18 protein-coding genes and 3 pseudogenes are annotated in these 17668 nt (G+C 61.5%); 7 read left to right on the top strand and 14 right to left on the bottom strand.

Features of this window, described 5'->3' with window-relative positions; translation table 11 throughout:
- Window positions 1-48: 48 nt before the first annotated feature.
- From M511_RS09800 to M511_RS09780, 5 genes are all read right to left on the bottom strand, one after another.
- Window positions 49-1209, bottom strand: coding sequence for a substrate-binding protein (locus M511_RS09800; RefSeq protein WP_085502076.1), 1161 nt, complete (start codon window positions 1207-1209; stop codon window positions 49-51).
- A 41-nt stretch (window positions 1210-1250) separates the two neighbouring features.
- A complete protein-coding gene (locus tag M511_RS09795) occupies window positions 1251-2096 on the bottom strand; it encodes a nitrilase family protein (RefSeq protein ID WP_085502075.1) in 846 nt (281 codons plus the stop codon).
- A gap of 185 nt (window positions 2097-2281) precedes the next feature.
- The gene (locus tag M511_RS09790) at window positions 2282-2926 is read right to left on the bottom strand and encodes an ANTAR domain-containing response regulator (RefSeq protein ID WP_010394743.1); all 645 of its coding nucleotides are present in this window, start codon (window positions 2924-2926) and stop codon (window positions 2282-2284) included.
- Window positions 2923-4065, bottom strand: coding sequence for a transporter substrate-binding domain-containing protein (locus M511_RS09785; RefSeq protein ID WP_085502074.1), 1143 nt, complete (start codon window positions 4063-4065; stop codon window positions 2923-2925). Before M511_RS09785 ends, M511_RS09790 begins: the two co-directional genes overlap by 4 nt.
- Before the next feature lie 268 nt (window positions 4066-4333).
- Window positions 4334-5254 (bottom strand): LysR family transcriptional regulator, encoded by a 921-nt coding sequence (locus tag M511_RS09780; RefSeq protein WP_085502073.1) that lies wholly within the window; start codon window positions 5252-5254, stop codon window positions 4334-4336.
- On the opposite strand from M511_RS09780, the gene M511_RS09775 reads away from it, so the two are divergent.
- Window positions 5159-5662, top strand: a complete 504-nt coding sequence (locus tag M511_RS09775; protein WP_176224535.1) for a hypothetical protein — start codon at window positions 5159-5161, stop codon at window positions 5660-5662. The genes M511_RS09780 and M511_RS09775 overlap by 96 nt on opposite strands.
- Window positions 5663-5947: 285 nt before the next feature.
- On the opposite strand, the gene M511_RS09770 is transcribed toward M511_RS09775, so the two are convergent.
- The 6 genes and pseudogenes from M511_RS09770 to M511_RS09745 all read right to left on the bottom strand — a co-directional run bounded on the left by M511_RS09770 (window position 5948) and on the right by M511_RS09745 (window position 11804).
- A complete protein-coding gene (locus M511_RS09770; protein ID WP_085502072.1) occupies window positions 5948-6850 on the bottom strand; it encodes an XdhC family protein in 903 nt (300 codons plus the stop codon).
- A gap of 110 nt (window positions 6851-6960) precedes the next feature.
- Window positions 6961-9180: a xanthine dehydrogenase family protein molybdopterin-binding subunit gene (locus tag M511_RS09765; RefSeq protein WP_217809593.1), complete on the bottom strand. Its 2220-nt coding sequence runs from the start codon at window positions 9178-9180 to the stop codon at window positions 6961-6963.
- Between the two features lie 21 nt (window positions 9181-9201).
- Window positions 9202-9648: a (2Fe-2S)-binding protein gene (locus M511_RS09760; RefSeq protein ID WP_085502070.1), complete on the bottom strand. Its 447-nt coding sequence runs from the start codon at window positions 9646-9648 to the stop codon at window positions 9202-9204.
- Between the two features lie 538 nt (window positions 9649-10186).
- Window positions 10187-10528 (bottom strand): annotated as a pseudogene (locus M511_RS09755) (HsdM family class I SAM-dependent methyltransferase); the annotation flags it as partial.
- A 222-nt stretch (window positions 10529-10750) separates the two neighbouring features.
- Window positions 10751-11578 (bottom strand): recombinase family protein, encoded by an 828-nt coding sequence (locus M511_RS09750; RefSeq protein ID WP_240547590.1) that lies wholly within the window; start codon window positions 11576-11578, stop codon window positions 10751-10753.
- A gap of 13 nt (window positions 11579-11591) precedes the next feature.
- On the bottom strand, window positions 11592-11804 hold the full coding sequence (locus tag M511_RS09745) for a hypothetical protein (RefSeq protein WP_085502069.1): 213 nt from the start codon (window positions 11802-11804) through the stop codon (window positions 11592-11594).
- 296 nt (window positions 11805-12100) lie between these two features.
- On the opposite strand from M511_RS09745, the gene M511_RS09740 reads away from it, so the two are divergent.
- Both M511_RS09740 and M511_RS09735 read left to right on the top strand, forming a co-directional pair.
- On the top strand, window positions 12101-12400 hold the full coding sequence (locus M511_RS09740; protein ID WP_085502068.1) for a type II toxin-antitoxin system TacA family antitoxin: 300 nt from the start codon (window positions 12101-12103) through the stop codon (window positions 12398-12400).
- A gap of 3 nt (window positions 12401-12403) precedes the next feature.
- Window positions 12404-12919, top strand: coding sequence for a GNAT family N-acetyltransferase (locus M511_RS09735; RefSeq protein ID WP_085502067.1), 516 nt, complete (start codon window positions 12404-12406; stop codon window positions 12917-12919).
- Window positions 12920-13113: 194 nt separating this feature from the next.
- Here the strand turns inward: M511_RS09735 and M511_RS09730 are convergent, their stop codons facing one another.
- Window positions 13114-13263 (bottom strand): hypothetical protein, encoded by a 150-nt coding sequence (locus M511_RS09730; protein ID WP_176224536.1) that lies wholly within the window; start codon window positions 13261-13263, stop codon window positions 13114-13116.
- A gap of 10 nt (window positions 13264-13273) precedes the next feature.
- Here M511_RS09730 and M511_RS09725 point away from each other — a divergent pair, with 10 nt between their 5' ends.
- From M511_RS09725 to M511_RS19655, 3 genes are all read left to right on the top strand, one after another.
- A complete protein-coding gene (locus M511_RS09725) occupies window positions 13274-13756 on the top strand; it encodes a hypothetical protein (protein ID WP_139824569.1) in 483 nt (160 codons plus the stop codon).
- Between the two features lie 224 nt (window positions 13757-13980).
- Window positions 13981-14940, top strand: a complete 960-nt coding sequence (locus M511_RS09720; RefSeq protein ID WP_085502065.1) for an ArdC family protein — start codon at window positions 13981-13983, stop codon at window positions 14938-14940.
- Window positions 14937-15443, top strand: coding sequence for a DUF2958 domain-containing protein (locus M511_RS19655; RefSeq protein ID WP_217809592.1), 507 nt, complete (start codon window positions 14937-14939; stop codon window positions 15441-15443). The genes M511_RS09720 and M511_RS19655 overlap by 4 nt, the downstream gene beginning before the upstream one ends.
- Here M511_RS19655 and istB read toward each other — a convergent pair.
- Together istB and M511_RS19185 are read right to left on the bottom strand one after the other, a co-directional pair.
- Window positions 15383-16109, bottom strand: a pseudogene (istB, locus tag M511_RS09710) (IS21-like element helper ATPase IstB). The gene M511_RS19655 and the pseudogene istB sit on opposite strands and share 61 nt — an antisense overlap.
- Window positions 16110-16284: 175 nt before the next feature.
- Window positions 16285-16844 (bottom strand): annotated as a pseudogene (locus M511_RS19185) (IS21 family transposase); the annotation flags it as partial.
- 242 nt (window positions 16845-17086) lie between these two features.
- On the opposite strand from M511_RS19185, the gene M511_RS09700 reads away from it, so the two are divergent.
- Window positions 17087-17668, top strand: a 582-nt coding sequence (locus M511_RS09700) for a type VI secretion system Vgr family protein (RefSeq protein WP_248284548.1), incomplete at its 3' end; no start/stop codon positions are given.

The raw sequence follows: 17668 nt of genomic DNA, 5'->3' as shown, positions 1-17668 counted from the left end.
GGACAGGCGTGCCCGCGACCGCGTATGACGGTCGCGGTACGGGACGGCTCAGAGATCAGGGCACTGGTCGCCCGGGTCCACGTTCGGGAATTCGGCCACGACCTTGACCGAACCGTCAGCCTGTACTTCCCCCAGATACATGGTGAGGGGGGCATGATGCTGTTTCGACATTGAAATCTCGCCGCGCGGCCCTTTGAACGAGACTTCGGGGAAGGCTGCCAGGACGGCTTCGGTTTCCGTGGATCCGGCCTTTTCGACAGCGGCCTTGTAAAGATAGACCGCCTCATATTGCGGGGTGGACAGATCGTTCGGGGTCCGCATCTCACCCCCGAATTTCTTTTCCAGAGCCGCGATGAAATCCTTGTTCTCGGGCGTGTCGATTGCGGTCAGGTATGATGCCGAAATAAGAATGCCCACACCATCCGCCCCCATCGCTTTCGCGGTGCCTTCGTCAACCGCCAGATTGGCGTAGGGGATCGAGATACCCGAGGCGCGCAGCTGTTTTGTCAGCGTCACGTTCGGTGTTCCGCCCGCCGTCGAGGTGATGACCGCATCCGCGCCCGCGCTACGCAGGTTCGAAAGGATCGCGGTCCAGTCCGACCCCTCCATCGGCAGGTATTCCTCGCCCACGATCTTGCCGCCCTTATCCTCGATATACTTGCGCGAGAACTCAAGCATGCCCCGCCCGAAGGCATAATCCGAACCGATCAGGAAAAAATTCCTGGCACCATCCGCCATCAGCTTTTCCACAACCGGAGGCACCTGCTGTTCAGGCACCCAGCCGTTGACGAACATATTGGGTGAGCAAGAGCGGCCTTCATAGAATGATGAATAAATAAAGGGCTTTTCTCCCTCTTCCACGATGGGAAGGCCCGCGTTGCGCGCGGCCGAGGTTTCCATCGCGATCAGCACGTCAACGTCGTTCTGGAAGACCAGCGTATTATAGGCGGTTTGCGCCCCTGCCGCGCCCGAGGCGTCATCTGCGACGACAACCTTGACGGGGCGGCCCAGGATCCCGCCGCTGGCATTGATCTGCTCAACGGCAAGCTCGGTGGCCTGAACCACGGCGGGGGCAATAACGCTGTTTGCCCCGGACAGGCCAACGGGCACGCCAATGGTGATCGGCTCGCCTTCCTGGGCAAGGGCGGGGCCGCTGACAAGCGCGGTGGCAAGCAGCAGGCAAAGGCAGGTGGGTTTAGCGTTTTTCATCTTACATTTCCCTGTTGTATCAATTGGTTATGCGCAAGCGATCAGTTATAAAGATCGGTGCGCCGGTCTTCCCAGACGTTATTGCGTTCACTGACGCGTCGCTGGTTTTCCAGGTCTCCGAACATCACATCGGCGATCAGGATCTCGGGGTTGGTAGGGGATGCAGGACCGGCAAGAGGCCAGCCGCGTGGCCCGACGATCAGGCTGCATCCCAGAAAGGGCTGGCCACGTTCGATGCCCACGCGATCGGCACAGGCGATGGCGACACCGTTCGAATGGGCGGCCGCTTTGTGAAGGATATTGGCCATCGGTTCGGCACCGGCGGGTTGGTCTGGAATGGGAACCCAGTTGGTCGGCACGCAGATCAGTTCGGCACCCGCAGCGACCAATCCCCGGAAGGTTTCCGGGAACCAGCCATCATAACAGATCGCCACGCCAACCTTGCCATAGACCGTGTCGAATACAGGCAGCCCCAGATCGCCGGACCGGAAAAACAGCTTTTCCTTGTTCCACAGATGCAATTTGCGGAATGTGCCCAGATACCCCTCTGGCCCGCAGAATATCGCCGAGTTGTAGAAGGTATCCCCGGTTTTCTCGCATAGCCCGGCCGCTATGTAGACGCCCAGCTCAGCCGCCAGTGCGATCAGCGCCTGTGATGGGCGTCCTTGGGGAATGGGTGCGGCCAGTTGCTGCAATTCATCGGCTGCCTCAAACACATAGCCGGTGTCCGCCAGTTCGGGCAGGACAAGGATCTTGGCCCCCTTTGCCGCAGCCTCTCTGGCCAGCCGGTCGATGGCGGCCAGATTGGCCTCGACCTCGCCAAAGCGGGGTTCGAATTGCAGGCAAGCGACGGCAACCGTTTGCTTCTCTTGGACCTTGTGCGTCAAGGCGCCCTCCAGAAATGAAAAAAGCCCATGGACGCGGGAAAGATCCGCATGCCATGGGCTACCTAGCCTCGATTTCAGTTCGGCAATCCTGCCGACAGAGCAACCTTGCTCGCAGACAACTCTGCCAAGCTCAGTTCAAATGTCAACGAGAAATGGCAATCGACCCAGGTTCGCAAAAGGCAGGGCTATTTTTCGGCAATCGTCAGGCCGATGCTGCGCAGCGTTGCTTCGGCGGCAAGCAAACCTTCGGCGATCGAGGTCAGCGAGGTCCGCCTGGCCGTCGCCTGATCACGTAAAAGACGATAGGCCTCATCATCCGGAATACCGCGCAGCTCGGCCATCAGTTTGACCGCGCGATCAACGAGGCGGCGGCTTTTCATCGTCTCTTCCAGCTTCTGGATCTTGCCTGTCAGCCGCCCCTCATAGCCCCGGCGATAGCGGGCCAGCACGAACTGGGCGAGAATGCCGAACGGCCGCAGCGGCTTTGAAATCACGCCATGGGCGTTCAGATCGGTGATGGCTTGCAGCGCGGTCGGCGTCTCATAGGTCATGATCGCGATGATGGCTGGCGTGCGATCCTGCAGCAGCGCGGGCAGTGCCTCTCCGGGCAGATCGTCGACCTGCACGAATATCGTGTCGGTTTCAGGCGGCAGCGCGGCGGGCAGAGGCCACAGGGCCGTTACCGCGCAGCCAAGTCGCTTGAGATGTTCGGTCAGGACCGCCCTGTCTTCGTCGTGTGGATGCAGGACCAGCACCCTGGCCTGACGCAGATCGTCCAGGAGGCGGCGCGCGGCAGGGCGCCGGCTGCGATCAACTGGTGCGCCCGTCAAACCCAGACCTCATCAAAGCGAGCAGTTGCCAGATAGGGGTCGGGACGGACCGGGCTGTCAGCCTGCCACGCGACGTCGAACAGCCCGTCCCGGCGCATGATGCCGATGCGCGGTGTCAGCCACAGATGCCGGTTTTCCTGATCGACACAAACCGGGCCTTCGGGTGCCAGCAGGTTTTGCCCCAGCAGGTGCGGGGCAAGCGCCGACGGCTCAAGACTGCCCGCGCGTTCAAGTGCATGCGCCAGCAGGTATACCTGCAGATATGCCGTCTGGGACCAAACGCTGGTTGTCGCTTCGGGCCCGAACCTGTCTTTGTAGGCCGCAACGAACAGCTGGTTCTGGTCAGAGGGCAGCGTCTGGAAATAGCTGGCCGACAGCACATGGCCGTGACAGTATTCGGGCCCGATCTCGTTGATTTCGGTTTCGGCCATGGTCAGGCTGGCGATGGGGCGCTGTTGCGTGTCAAAGCCCGCCTCGGCATACATGCGGTACAGTTGACGGGCCGGGCCGCCGATCACGGTACTGAACACCGCATCAGCCTGCCAACTGCGGATATGGCCCATCAGTTCTGCGACCTCGGAGGATGAGGCTTCAAGCGGTGCATAGACCTCGCCCGCGACCTTGGCCCCCTTGCTTTCAAGGATGTCGCGCATGGTGCGGTTTGATTCGCGCGGGAAAATATAGTCCGCCCCGACAAAACCGATGCGCTTGCCGTAACGGCGGATCAGGAAGTCGGCCAGAGCAAAGGCGCATTGGTTCAGCGTGGCGCCCGCATAGATCACGTTTTCCGAATACTCGAACCCCTCATAGACCGAGGGGTAGAACAACAATGCATCATGCCGCTCGACCAGCGGAAGCACCGCCTTGCGCGAGGCCGAATGCGAGCAGCCAAAGATGATCGTGACCCCTTCATCCACGATCAGCTGCCGTGCCATCTGGCGATAGATCGTCGGGCTTGATTGTGGGTCGCGCAGGACGGGGACAAGGGGCAGCCCGCGCACGCCGCCGCCCTTGTTGATCTCTTCGATGGCCAGGGTCGTGCCGCGCAGATGCTCGCTTTCGGTCAGCGCGCTAAGCCCGCTGCGCGAAAACAGCACACCTATACGCCAGCCCTCAGAGGCGGTGGGAATATGGCTCATGCAGATGGACCTGAATGTCAGATTCCCGGACTTTGCATGCATCAATGCGTAAAAACAATGCCTGAGCGAGAACGACAGCATCGAAGAGCTTCCCGATCAGAAATGGCGGCCCGGCTTTGGGGTCAATACAGGCGCAATGTTTTATTCGCCCGAGGTGACGGATATGCCAAAGGACGGGACGATCATCATCGTGGCTTCGATAACCGCCCGGGACGCAAGCTTTACTTTCCGGCCACCGACGCCGGGCCGCAGGCGGTCGTATTGGAAATCAGACCTTCCCCGATGCCTTGTCACGCAACGCCAGCGATGCGCGCCAGCCGCGTGCCTGGTCATGGATGAAACGGGTCAGGCTTTGCACTTTGGAACTGCGGTGCAGGTCCACATGCGTCACCACCCAGATCTGCGTCCGCCATTCCGGTGGGCAGATGCCGGGGAACAGCTCGACCAGCTCGGGCGAGGCGGTCAGCGGGCTGAGAAAGCCGATGCCCAGCCCCTGTTCGACCGCGCGATAGGCCACAGAGCTTTGCGGGGTGCGCAGGACAAACGCCTCATCCGGGACGCGGCTGAACAGCCATTGATAAAATGGCGCGCGGGCGAAACGATCCTCGCCCACGATCAGATGATGCGCGGCCAGATCTGCCAGCGTTTCCGGGCGACCATGCCGGGCGATATAGGACGGCGCCGCGTAAAGCGCATGTGGGTAGTCAAACAGCGGCGTGACCACGCTGTCCTGTGCTGAAGGACGCGGACCGGCCCGCAGCGCCACATGCGCCTCGCCCCGCGACAACTCAAAGGTGCGCTCATCCGAATCATAGGTGACCTGCACCAGCGGGTGGTCGCACAGGAATCGGCCCAGCATCGGTACGATCAGCGGGTCAAGGCTGGGCACCGCCGTCAGCACCAGCCGTCCTGAGACCTGATTTCGCGCGGTTTCGATCCGCCCCAGCATCTGGGTGAATTGCTCGTCCACCGCGCTGGCGGTTTGCAGCAGCTCCTCGCCCGCTTCGGTCGGTGTATAGCCGCGCGAATGGCGCTGGAACAGCTTGACGCCCAGCTCGGCCTCAAGCGTGTCGATATGCCTGATGACAGAGGAATGATGCATCCCCAGCACCTCGGCTGCGGCACTGACCCGGCCCAAACGCGCCACCTGAGCAGCGGTGCGGATTTCACTCCAGAGATTCAGGCGCATAGTTCCACTCAGTTTTGCACATCAGTTGTCATTTTTGGCCAGTTTAACGCGGAAATGCAATGTTCATATTGGCTTCATACCGGGGCGAAACACAGCCGCCGCCGGATCCAAGGAGAAGTTGAAATGCTGAATAAACTTGTTATCGCCGCCGTTGCAGCAAGCTTTGCCGTGCCCGCCCTGGCCTCGGAAATCAATCCGGGCCGCCAGATGCAGGCGGACCTGCTGGGACTGGACGCAAGCCAGTTCACCACCAACGAGCTGGCGCAGATTGCCAGCGAAAAACTGGGTGAAGAACGCGCCAGCCGCGCCGCCTTCATCACCGCACAGAAAGGCACGGGCGTCCTCAATCTGGTGTCCGGCAACAATGTGGCGGGGCTCTATACCGTAAGCCGCGCCGGCGACAAATAACGACACCTGTTCCGTTTGTACGCAAAGCGGCCATGCCTTTGGGCATGGCCGTTTCCATTTGTCACAAAGTAGCAGACGCGCGACCTGCCTTTCGCATCGAAGGACCGACCCGCCCGGAACACCAAGACAGGCATTCTTGCAGAAGGCGGGCTCGATCATATTCGCCCCCAAGGGAATCAATGAGTGAGAGTCCAAGCTGTGGGGTTCTGTCAGCGCGGGACTAATGCCGATAGTATCGCAGCAGGCCGAAGCTCCCGGACGACCCGGAAATACCACCCACCAGCCTCAGGCAAAGGCTGCCAACCGTGCAGCCGCAACGTCAGCCAGCACCGAAATTGCAAGCGAGGACGCGTCCCTTGTCGGGCCGAACATGCCGATGGGGGCCTTGACCCGGGCAATATCGGTCTCAGGGATCCCCATACCCCGTAAACGTTCGACGCGCGCGCGATGGGTCCTCATGCTGCCCAGCGCCCCGATGTAAAAGGCGGGTGACTGCAATGCCCTGTGCAGCACGGGCAGTTCGGCGTCCAGATCATGGTACAGAACGGCAAAGGCCGTATAGGCATCGGCCAGTTCCCCGATGTCATCCGCCACAAGTGAGGGACCCAGCACCAGAGTGTCATACCCCGCGCAGGCGGCAAGCTGCGCCAGCTTCTGCGCCTCGATCGAGCGACCCGAGATCACCATCCTCGTCACCGGATGATAGACCGAAAGAAAGCCGCCGTTGTCCCATCCCGGCCGTTCTGGCACCGGCGCACAGCGCAACGCCTGCTGTTGCGGATCATAGCACAATGCCGCAGGCCGACGCGCAGCGAGGTTATGAAGGGTATGCTCGATGGCACCGACATCGCGCAGCACATGGATGGCGATGGTAATTCCACCGCCGCAGGGCAGGACAATGTCGAAAAACGGAGACCCCTCGCCAAAGACGGCTGTCCGGTCATGCCCGTCGGCCATGGCAAGCAGAGCCTCGGCCGCGACTGCGGCCTCGACACAGCCGCCCGAGACAAACCCCGCATAGCCACCATCCGCCGCGATGACGACATGCGACCCCAGCCTTCGCGCCGCACTGCCGCGAATGCCGGTCAGGGTCGCAACCGCAACCGGACCCCGGGCAAAGCTGGTCACTGCGAAACGCAACAGCTCTGCCGGATCATCGCTTTCAAGCACCCGGACGGGTGTTGGCAATACGCTAAGAATCTCCGTCCCGTTCAACTCATGCCCCGCGCGAAACTCGGTTGCCTGATCGGGCGACTAACGGCAGGTACCGATGCCCTGCCGTTACGCCACAGCCAGCTTCAGGTTGCGCCGCCCTCCTCCAGGCTGAACTTCGACAGTGGCAGGCTGCGCACACGACGCCCGGTCAGGGTCGACACCGCGTTCGCCACAGCTGGCGGCACGCCCGGCACCCCGGGTTCGCCGATACCGCCCATGGGGGCGCCGCTTTCCACGATGCGGACATGGACGCGCGGCATCTGATCCGGCGTCAGGATCGGATAGCCGTCGTAATTGCGCGCCTGTGGAACACCGTCGACATAGACCACCTCTTCCAGCAAGGCAGAGGACAGCCCCAGCGCAACCGCCGAATTCACCTGAGCTTCGATGATTGCCGGGTTGACGATGCTGCCCGGATCAATGGCCACCCAGATGTCATGCACAACGATCTGGCCCTGCTGGATCGACACTTCGGCGATAGTCGCCACCTCACTGCCGAAAGGCGAGGCCATGGCGACACCCCGGGCGCGGCGGCTGCCATCCTCGGCCTCAAAGGGTCCGCGCTTCCAGCCGCCTGCCAGTTCGGCAACCGCTTCAAGCAGGTTTCTGTGACGCGGACTGTCGGCCAGCAGACGGTGGCGCAACTCATAGGGATCATGCCCCCCGACATCGGCCATTTCGTCGAAGAAGGTTTCATAAAAGAAATCATTCATGGAATGCCCGACCGAGCGCCAGAAGCCGATGATCGCCGGATCATCTACATGGATATGCCCGACGCGACGGTTCTTGATCGCATAGACCTTGCCGGCAATCCCCTCGACAGCGGTACTGTCGACCTTGTCCGGATCACGCCCGAACCAGCGGCCAGCCGGTCCCTCGCCCGCGGACACCGCATGTAGCGCAACAGGAAGCCCGTCAGCATCCAGCCCGGCACGAAAGCGGACAGCGGACATGGGACGAAGGGCGTCACGCAAGAACTCTTCCTCGCGGCTCCAGATCAGCTTGATTGGCCGGCCAACAGCTTTCGACAGCAGTATCGCCTGCGGAAAGGGGTTGGCGGTTTCATAAAGAAAATGGCGTCCGAAAAAGCCGCCAAGCAGGGGCGAATGAACAATGACCTGCCCGGGCTCGATGTCAGCCACCTTTGCAGCATGGGCCTGGAACATCTCGGGCGCCTGATTCGGGGCCCAAAGCTCCAGCGTGCCATCTTCGTTCCAGCGCACCAGCGCCGAGGGCGGTTCCAGCTGACCATGCGCCAGATAGGGCGCGTCATAGCTGGCCTCGACCACCTTCGCAGCACCGGCAAGTGCGGCGGAAACGTCCCCTTCCTCTTCAAAAGCGATGCCGTCGCCGGGCGCGGCCTTCAGCGCAGCCAGATGTGCCTCGGTCGAGAAATCGGCCGGCATGGCACGGGAAACATCGGGTGCCGGCTCGGTCCAGGTCACCTGCAACGCCTCGACCGCCATCCGGGCCCGCCACCAGCTGTTGGCAACCACCGCGACCGCGCCGGGCAGCCGGTGAACCGAATGGACGCCCGGCATACCGGCTACCTCGGCTTCGTTTTGTAAGCTGTCCGGCTCGCCCCCCAGATGCGGGCTGTGCTGCACGGCGGCATACAGCATCCCATCGACCTTAAGGTCGATGGAATATTGCGCCTTGCCTGTCGATTTGTCATGCGCATCCAGCCGCCCGACCGGTTTTCCGATCCAGCGAAAGTCGGCGCTGTCACGCAAAGCGACCTCTTCGGGCACCGGCAACCCGGCAGCCGCGTCCACCAGTTCACCATAGGGAATGCTGCGCCCCGACTTTGCATGCAGCACACGCCCCGGCTCTGTCGACAGTTCGGCAACCGGCACATCAAGCTGCGTCGCCGCGGCCTGCATCAGCATCATGCGGGCCGAGGCACCCAGCTTGCGCATGGCATCATAGCTCATACGGACCGACATGCTGCCGCCGGTAAAGCGTGCACCGCCGATCAGCAGATAGTCAGGACCCGGAGGCGCACCCTCAACGGTAAAGTTGGCCGGATCAACGTCCAGTTCCTCGCCCACGATCTGCGCCATGGCGGTAAAGATCCCCTGCCCGCCTTCGATGAAGGCGCTGCGGAACAGCACGGTGCTGTCAGGACGAATTTCGATAAAGGCGGATACACGTGTACCCGGCACAACAGCCTGCGCCGCCTGCGCACGGGCACGCCCCGCCGGCACGACCACCCCCAGTGCCAGCGCCCCTAATGAAGCGCCGATGAAACCACGACGCGACAGTTTGAACGGTTTGCCGATCTCGCGGGACTTGATGAACATGTCATTCATTTTTCTGCCCCATTACGCCTGAGCCGCATCACGCACAGCGGCGATTATGGCGTTATAGGTGCCACAACGGCACAGGTTGACCATTGCCGACGCAATGTCCTCATCTCCGGGCTGGGGCGTTTCCTTAAGCAGCGCCGTCGCAGCCATCACCTGTCCCGACTGACAATAACCACATTGCGGGACCTGATGGGCGACCCAGGCTTGCACCACCTTCTGGCCGATCGGGTCCTCTTCGATGGCTTCGATCGTCGTGATCTGCGCCCCCGCCACGCTGTCCACCGTGGTCACACAGGACCGGGTGGCGACTCCGTCAACCAAGACAGTGCAGGCTCCGCATTGCGCAACTCCGCAGCCGTATTTGGTTCCGGTCATACCCAGTTCATCGCGCAGCACCCAAAGCAGCGGGGTTTCGGGTTCGATATCAATTTGGTGCTTGGTGCCGTTGATTGTCAGATCCATGGGTAGCTCCTCAGCCTGAAAGTGGTACGGGGGGATGCCCGTCGCTGCCATCAGTTTCACTCCGGCCCGGCTTCCAGAGGTCAGGCCGCCCGGCTACGGGCTACTGGAATACGGTCAGCCTATCACGGATAAGGACAGCACAACAGGCCGCCCCGGTCTATAGGGGGCATCTCACATTCTCATGAATGATCGGGATACATCTTCGTCCAGCGTGATGGTGGGACAGAGTTGTCCTCCGGTCCCATTGGATCATTCCCCACAACCAATTGATTTTAAAATAATTCATAGCCTCTCCGCATGAAAATGAAGCGATGGCGGGTGCGATGTTCCTGGCACACCGACGAGCAGATGGCGCATCTGAAGCCCAGCTTTCCCAAGTCCCATGGCAAACCCCGCGTCGATGACCTGTGTGTTCCGAGCGGAAAATCGCATGGTTTCTGGCCTCTGCGGTGATAACGAAATCATCGCGCGCCACGCTTTCGGGGAACTTGTCGAACGGCGGGTTGGTCAGGATCAGATCGGCCGGATCGAATTTCTTGGCGTCAGAAGTCAGCACATCAATTGGGTCGATCGGCTGGTCAATGCCATGCAGCAGCAAATTCATCGTATTCAGCCGGTGCGTGCCGGTAATCAGTTCCGCGCCCTGGTACTTTCCATTTCGCTGGGCAAAGGTGACGTCCTTGGGAACGGTCGTTAGGTCGTCGGTGTCGCGCATGATGGCGCGGTGGGCGGCAATCAGAAAGCCTCCGGTGCCCGCCGCAGGGTCTTGGATGACCCCGCCAACCTTGGGCTTCATCAAGTGGATGATGGCTTTGATCAACGGACGCGGGGTGAAATACTGACCCGCCTTAGACTTTCGCTCAGACGTGGTGCGTTCCAGTAAGCCCTCGTAGAGATACCCGATTGTCGCAGGTGCCCTTGTTGCGTGCCGTCGAACAGCCGATCAGTGTCGCTGAGTATCCACCGCCGCAGCAGGCGCATTTGGTCAGGCCGGAGAAGAGGTATTTGGGACGCCGACGAGTGTTGATCTGGCCCAAATCGGCCTGGCCCTTGTCGTTCCGCTCGATCCGGTTCCCGGTCTTTCAGAGCATCCCATAGCTCATCATCGAGTATGCGCAGCTCCGGCTGCTTCCTGAGTGACCCATTCCGATTCCGGGTTGGGGCGGGCCTGCCGCTTGCCGGTATCGGGGTCTTTGACGAACCTCTGGCGGTTCCACACGATCTTGCCGACATACATCTCATTGTTGAGGATGCCGTTGCCACGCTTGGGATTGCCATTGATCGTGCTGAAGCCCCAATCGCCTCCCGTCGGTGCGGGAATACCGTCCCTGTTCAACGCCACGGCGATGATCTTGGCAGACTTGCCCGCAGCATAGTCGCGGAATATCCGGCGGACCACTTCGGCTTGAGCTTCGTTGATCGTGCGATCTCCTCGAACAGGCTCGCCATTGCCGTCGAACTTCTTGACCACATCGTAGCCATCGGCGTTGCCACCGCCAGATTTACCCACTTCGACACGCCCGCGTTGCCCGCGGCGCGTCTTATCGGCCAGGTCCTTCAGGAACAGGGCATTCATCGTGCCCTTGAGGCCGACATGCAGATGCGTAACTTCACCTTCCGACAGTGTGAACATCTTCACATCGGAATAGGACATCCGCTTGAACAGGCCGGCAATATCTTCCTGATCGCGCGACAGACGGTCCATCGCTTCCGCAAGGATCAGGTCGAAACGGCCGCGGTTCTCGTCGGAGATCAGCGCCTGAATGCCGGGGCGCAGCAGGGGCGAGCCGGAGATGGCATGATCGGAATATTCTTCGACAATGTGCCATCCCTGCTTTTCGGCATGCAGTCGGCACATGCGGAACTGATCGGCAATCGAGGCGTCACGCTGATTGTCCGAAGAATAGCGGGCATAGAGTGCGACCTTCATCGGGCATCGCTCCTTATCGGGAGTCGCGCGAAGGCCGTCCGTCCATCTGCGACAGGAGGTTCTCTCTCGCCAGTTGCTCGCCGAGCAGACGGGCGAGTTGCACGAGGCACGGGTCGCCGCGCGGTGTGAAGGTGAGTTCGGCAGCGTCGACCAGCATCGCTTCGAGCAGCGCCTCGCGCTCGCTCTGCGACACAGCTTCCGTCGATTTGCGTGCATCCTCGGTCATGCCACATAGAATTCATGGCAATTCCCATGTAAACAACTGAATTCAATAGATAATAAGTGGCAGCACCGGGCGGGGTATCGCGCATTATGGTGCACGACAGCGTAGAGGCGCGTGCGCTATCGTAGTAAAATAACCTATGTGCTCTTCGCGAAATCTGTTGCTGACGCATGTGATCTCCTCGGCGCGCACCCGTCATTCGTCCCATAACGGAGGCAAGGCGGGTCGCGAGTCAGGAAACGATAATGTATTGCGTTTGGCGCTACAAGCCTCTATATTGCGGTCAAGGAGATGAACAAATGGCCAACACCGCAGAACGTAAGGAATACCCGATCTCGATGCGTTTGCCCGAGGCGGATGTCGCGATGATTGATCGCGCCGCCAGCCTGCGCGGTCGTTCCCGCACGGATTTCGTGCGGGATGCCGCCGTGCGTGCGGCTGAGGAAGTCGTGATGGAACAGGGATTGATCCGCATGAGCCCGGAGGGCTTTGCGGATTTCATGGAGATCCTTTCACGTCCGCCCACCATCGTCCCGGAGATGATGGAGGTGCTGAAGAGGCCCGCCCCTTGGGAACCCGGCTACGAACCGAAGCGGTGAGCCGTGGCCTTATCTGCACCCGAGCTGCTTAATGCGGCCCATGACGTTTCCGCGTTTTCCTGCGGCAAGCCCACGCTCGATCATTGGCTGAAGACCCGCGCCCTTGCCAATCAGGAAAAGGGGTTCACGGCTGTCGTCGTCGTTCACGAGGCCGGGCGTGTCGTCGGATATTATGGCCTGGCCCCGACAGGGGCCGTCCCTTCAGTCCTGCCGCGCACAATCCGCACCGGCCAGCCCCCAAATCCTGTTCCCTGCCTGCTTCTCGGGCAACTCGCCACGGACACGGGATGGTCGGGGCAGGGGGTCGGCACCGGCTTGATGAAACACGCCCTTCAGCGTTGCGTTCAGGCGTCGCGCCTGATCGGCGGACGGGCCTTGTTGGTCAATGCCGTCGATGAAGAGGCGGCGTTGTTTTGGGAGCGGCGGGGCTTCCTGCGCTCCAAAGATGATCCGCTGGTTCTGCTGCGAGCGATCTCAGACATTGCAGCCATGCTGGCGAAAGGCGGGATCGAGGTCTGACGGGGCACGGTAACTTGGAGTGTGCGACCTGAGCCGAAGACGGATTTGATGATGGATCAAGTGGACGAATTTCTTGTCGGTAAATACTCGGACTACAGGGCCGCGCTACAAGGCGTAGAGCAATGCACACCGTTCATGCCATATGGATGGTTCAAACCGCCTCAAACCGTCAGACTGGATACTGATTTAGGGCGTCAGCAGATGGTTACCGGGATCAGGCCCAGGATGTCGCCCGGGATCTGGCCAACGGCATAAATCATCTGATCAACCTGACCAGACGGCTGGAAGCGTGGAGGACGGTTCTGGAAGGGCTCGATCTTCCCCAGAAAAACGATCTGCTCCACGAGTTCGTTGTTGCCATATACGCTCAAGGCCAGATTCTACTTCGCGATCGCGCATCTCTCTCATCAGGCGAATTGTGTGCAACAAGGGGCGCTATGGTCGGACGACTTTTCCACCCTGCCCGAGGATTGGGGGATCAATGAAGGGGTCGCTGCAAGATTGGCGAAGCCCTGGCGGTCCTGGGGGAAGCTGATCAAGTCGCTCAACACCGTCGACAACGGGGACTACAAGGCGGCGACGGATGATTTCCGCAGCAAGCATACCCACCGCTTCACACCGCACGTCGAACTTGGGATGACGCAGATGATGAAACGTCTCCCTTCCCAGGATGCCCAAAAGCCCTGCTACGGGATCGGTGGCAGCGATCCTATCATGCTGGACGTCCTGGTGAACGAGGAGAAGAAGCAATGTACCCGCCTGTCGAAAAGCTACCGGGCGTTTCAGAAACTCGTTTCTGAACAAAGCTCCGTCCTCTTTGGAGAATCTTGCACCTGATCTCAGCCCCCGGACCAGGAAACGGGATTTGATTTTCCAGTCAGTGTCCACTTGTTCGGTGTGAGGGGGAAAGCCTTCCCCCTGGCCGGCACTTCGTTGCCGGCGCACCCCCATCGAGCGGGGAGACCCCGCAACGCCCTCTTAGAGTGAGAGTGCGGACGGGTTTTCCGTGACGGGTTGAGGGCTGGGAGAGAGGCTTCCGGCGCCCGTCGCGGAGAACCGCGATGTCCAGATACTTCCGCAGCGCGCACCCCGGAACCGACCGGACCAACCTTTACGACGAAATCACCAGCAAGATCATCGGCGAGTTGGAGCAAGGCCGCCTGCCGTGGGTGCAGCCTTGGGGCACCGCCACGACGAAGGCACCGCTCGCCATGCCGGTCAATGTCTCCACCGGCCGTCCTTATTCGGGGATCAATGTCCTGATCCTCTGGGGTGCGGTCATCGAGCATGGTTTCCCCGGCCAGGGCTGGCTAACTTTCCGCCAGGCGCTGTCGCTTGGCGGCAATGTCCGCAAGGGCGAACGCGGCACCACCGTTGTCTATGCCGACCGCTTCACCCCGGAAGACGAGAAGCGCCGCGCCCGCGAGACCGGTGAAGAACCGGGACGCATCCCGTTCCTGAAAAGGTTCACCGTGTTCAACGCCGCCCAATGCGACGGTCTGCCCACAGAAATCGCCACCGTTGCACCGCCAACGCCGCCCGGCCTGATCGAACCGCGCGTCGAGGCGCTCATCAAAGCGACGGGGATCGACTTCCGCATCGGCGGCAACCGCGCCTTCTATATGCCGTCGCAGGATTTCGTGATGGTCCCGCCTCCGCAAGCCTATCCCGAGCCGATCAACTGGCACAGGACGGCTCTGCACGAGCTTGGCCATGCCAGCGGCCATTCCTCGCGCCTCGCCCGCGATTTCTCCGGCTCTTTCGGCACGAAGAAATGCGCATTCGAGGAACTCGTGGCCCAGATAAATGCCGCGTTTTGCTGCGCCTCGCTTGGGATCGTGCCGACCGTCCACCACGCCGATTACATCGGTTCATGGCTGGAAGTGCTGCGCGAGGACAACCGCGCCATCGTGCGCGCCGCTTCGCAGGCCAGCAAGGCCGCCGACTGGATTCTGTCCTTCCTCCCTGAAGACGGCGAGCCGGACATAGACGCGACCTCGATCGACAGGAGGGCGGCATGATCCTGTTGACCGACGAATTGCGCGAGCAACTCCTGGCCAATGGCCGGAACCGCGACGTTGACCATGTGCCGGTGGTCAAGTTCTTCAACCCGTTCGGCGAAGGCGTCTGGCTCGCCACTGAACTGGACCCGGGCGGCGACATCATGTTTGGACTGGCCGACATCGGCTATCCCGAACTCGGAAGCTGGAGCTTGTCAGAAATGCAGGCAATCCGCCTGCCGTTCGGCATGGGGATCGAGCGCGACCTTCTGTCCGCTACCAGCCTGCCGGTTTCTGTCTGGGCCGAAGCAGCCCGTGAGGCGGGGAGCATCCGTGTCAATCGGCGTTGCATGGTGCCCCCCGGCGTCGCAAAGGGACCCCTCTGGCGATGTGGTGAGCAGGCCCGTGGCGGCGTAGCTTTCCAGCTGGCGCAGCCGAGGCGGGCCTGCGTTTTGGAGGTCGGTCAGGCTCGTGTTTTGATGCGCCAGCTGTCGTTTCCGGTTTCGACGATGTCGCAATGGTGAGTGAGACGGTCGAGCAGCGCGGTGGTCAGCTTCGCGTCTCCGAAGACGGTCGGCCACTCGCCGAATGCGAGGTTGGTGGTGACGATGACGGAAGTCTGCTCGTAGAGCTTGCTGACCAGATGGAACAGCAACTGGCCGCCGGATCGGGCGAATGGCAGGTAGCCGGGCTCATCGAGGATGACGAAGTCGAGTCGCATGAGATGTTCGGCCAGGCGGCCCGCCCGCCTGGCACGGACCTCGGCCTCCAGCCTGTTCACGAGATCCACAATATTGAAGAAGCGTCCCCGGGCGCCGTTGCGGATGACGGCTCGCGATCGCCACGGAGATATGGGTCTTGCCGGTCCCGGTGCCGCCGACCAGCACGACATTGCGCTGCTGGCCGAGGAATTCGCCGCTGGCCAGATCGCGCACCAGCGTCTCGTTGATCGGGGTGTCATCGAAGGTGAACTCCTCGATCTCCCGGGCATAGGGCAGCTTGGCGGTGGTGATCTGGTATTTGACCGACCGCGCCTTCTTCTCGTTGATCTCGGCGGCCAGCAGTTCGCCCACGATCTGACGGGGTTCATGCTGGCGACGCACAGCCACCGCCATGAGTTCGTCGTAGGCGGCGCGCATGCCATAGAGCTTCAACTCGCCCATCGCTGCCATGATCTCTGCACGATCCATCAGCCGGCCCTCCGCGAGCCGGGTCATAGCGGGCGCAGTCGGCCTTCGGTTCATGGGTCAGGCGCAGGGCCGGAGAGGTGAGCAGCAAGGGTGGCGGCTCCGGGTCGCGCCTGCGGGACAGGATGTTGAGGATCGAAGCCATCGGGCGCCATCGGTTCGAGCCCGATGGCTGAGGCTCCTGCGTCTCGCGCGGATAGGCCCGCACGAAGAACATCCGGCTGTGGCACAGGCGAACATGCGCCACTTTGATCGTGGTGGTCGCCCCATCGATCAGGACAACCTCGTGGCTCCAGTCGAACTGATAGGCTTCGCCGGGGGCAAAACTCAGCGGCACGAAGGCGGACGAGGCACCGGAGCTTTGAGTGCGCGCCCCGAGACCGAGGCATAGCGGCGGACCGCATCATACCCGCCTTCATACCCGAGACCGCGCAGTTCCTCGTAGATCTGGATCAGTGTCAGGCGTTCCCGGCGCCCACGAGCCGCGTTGATCGCCAACAGCCGGCTCAGTTCCTCAAGCCAGGCGCCCAGCTTCGGGCGTGGCTGAACCGTCCGGGTGTAGGTGAACTCCGCTACCCCGGTGCGGATCACCTTGCGCACCGTTCGGCGTGGCCTCGAACCGATGGCGGCTCACGCCTCACTCTTCGACAGCTTCAGGTCGCGGCAGATCGTCTTGATCCCCTTGCCCTCGGTAAAATGCAGCCGCCTGATTTTTGCGATTGTCTCCACGATCAGCATCCCGCGCTCGGCCTCCGATAATCCTCGGAAGCACAATGGACCCAAACCCCGGTCGGTGGGGGCCATTTGGGACGCCGATCACCCCAGAAGCGGGGGCCTTATTCCACGCCGCTCAACAGTGTGTCCCTGATCATGCGAAGACCTTAAGCGACGGGCTCACCCGACACGGCCTTGGCAGTGCCGTCAGCCTTGGGCATACTCGCGGCAGTTTTCTTTACCCATTTCCCCGACGAGGCTTGTTTATGAACGCCCCCCTTCGCCAGACCGAGCGTCTCGGCCGTCTGACCACCGCGCTTGGCGCTGACACGCTGGCGCTTCTGCGCTTTGACGGCACGGACCATCTCAACGAGCTGTTCGAATACCGTGTCGAGGCGCTGGCCACCCGCGATGATCTCGACTTCGACGCGCTCATCGGCACCCATGCCACGGTCGAGATCGAGGGCCGTGAGGGCACCCAGCCCTTTGACGGCATCGTCACGCAGGCGCGATGGGCCGGGGTGGGCGAGAACGGCCACCGCTATGATCTGGTGCTGCGCCCGTGGTTCTGGCTGGCAGGACGGCGGCGCAACCAGCGGATCTTTCACAACAGGACCGTGGTGCAGATCCTGCGCGAGCTGCTGTCGGACTATGCCCAGCTCGGTGATCCGGCGCTGGATGTGCAGCTGTCGCAGGACTATCCGGTGCTGGAATACACGGTGCAGTACCGCGAGAGCGACCTGGACTTCGCCCGCCGCCAGATGGAGCGGCACGGGATCAGCTTTCATTTCCGCCACGCCATGGGCAGCCATACGCTGGTGCTGACCGATGACGTTCTGGCGCATGAG

Origin of the sequence: Paracoccus sp. J56 (genome assembly GCF_019633685.1) — a bacterium.
In the GTDB taxonomy this organism is placed as follows: Bacteria; Pseudomonadota; Alphaproteobacteria; order Rhodobacterales; family Rhodobacteraceae; genus Paracoccus; species Paracoccus kondratievae.
Note: the sequence above shows the minus strand (reverse complement) of the source record. Positions and strands in the feature narration are given on the sequence as shown.

What these genes read in the sequence shown, in the direction of transcription:
- M511_RS09800 (WP_085502076.1), bottom strand. Translation starts at nt 1,209, where the DNA reads ATGAAAAACGCTAAACCCACCTGCCTTTGCCTGCTGCTTGCCACCGCG.
- M511_RS09785 (WP_085502074.1), bottom strand. Translation starts at nt 4,065, where the DNA reads ATGAGCCATATTCCCACCGCCTCTGAGGGCTGGCGTATAGGTGTGCTG.
- M511_RS09775 (WP_176224535.1), top strand. Translation starts at nt 5,159, where the DNA reads ATGATGCATCCCCAGCACCTCGGCTGCGGCACTGACCCGGCCCAAACG.
- M511_RS09780 (WP_085502073.1), bottom strand. Translation starts at nt 5,254, where the DNA reads ATGCGCCTGAATCTCTGGAGTGAAATCCGCACCGCTGCTCAGGTGGCG.
- M511_RS09765 (WP_217809593.1), bottom strand. Translation starts at nt 9,180, where the DNA reads ATGTTCATCAAGTCCCGCGAGATCGGCAAACCGTTCAAACTGTCGCGT.
- M511_RS09760 (WP_085502070.1), bottom strand. Translation starts at nt 9,648, where the DNA reads ATGGATCTGACAATCAACGGCACCAAGCACCAAATTGATATCGAACCC.
- M511_RS09750 (WP_240547590.1), bottom strand. Translation starts at nt 11,578, where the DNA reads ATGAAGGTCGCACTCTATGCCCGCTATTCTTCGGACAATCAGCGTGAC.
- M511_RS09745 (WP_085502069.1), bottom strand. Translation starts at nt 11,804, where the DNA reads ATGACCGAGGATGCACGCAAATCGACGGAAGCTGTGTCGCAGAGCGAG.
- M511_RS09740 (WP_085502068.1), top strand. Translation starts at nt 12,101, where the DNA reads ATGGCCAACACCGCAGAACGTAAGGAATACCCGATCTCGATGCGTTTG.
- M511_RS09720 (WP_085502065.1), top strand. Translation starts at nt 13,981, where the DNA reads ATGTCCAGATACTTCCGCAGCGCGCACCCCGGAACCGACCGGACCAAC.
- M511_RS19655 (WP_217809592.1), top strand. Translation starts at nt 14,937, where the DNA reads ATGATCCTGTTGACCGACGAATTGCGCGAGCAACTCCTGGCCAATGGC.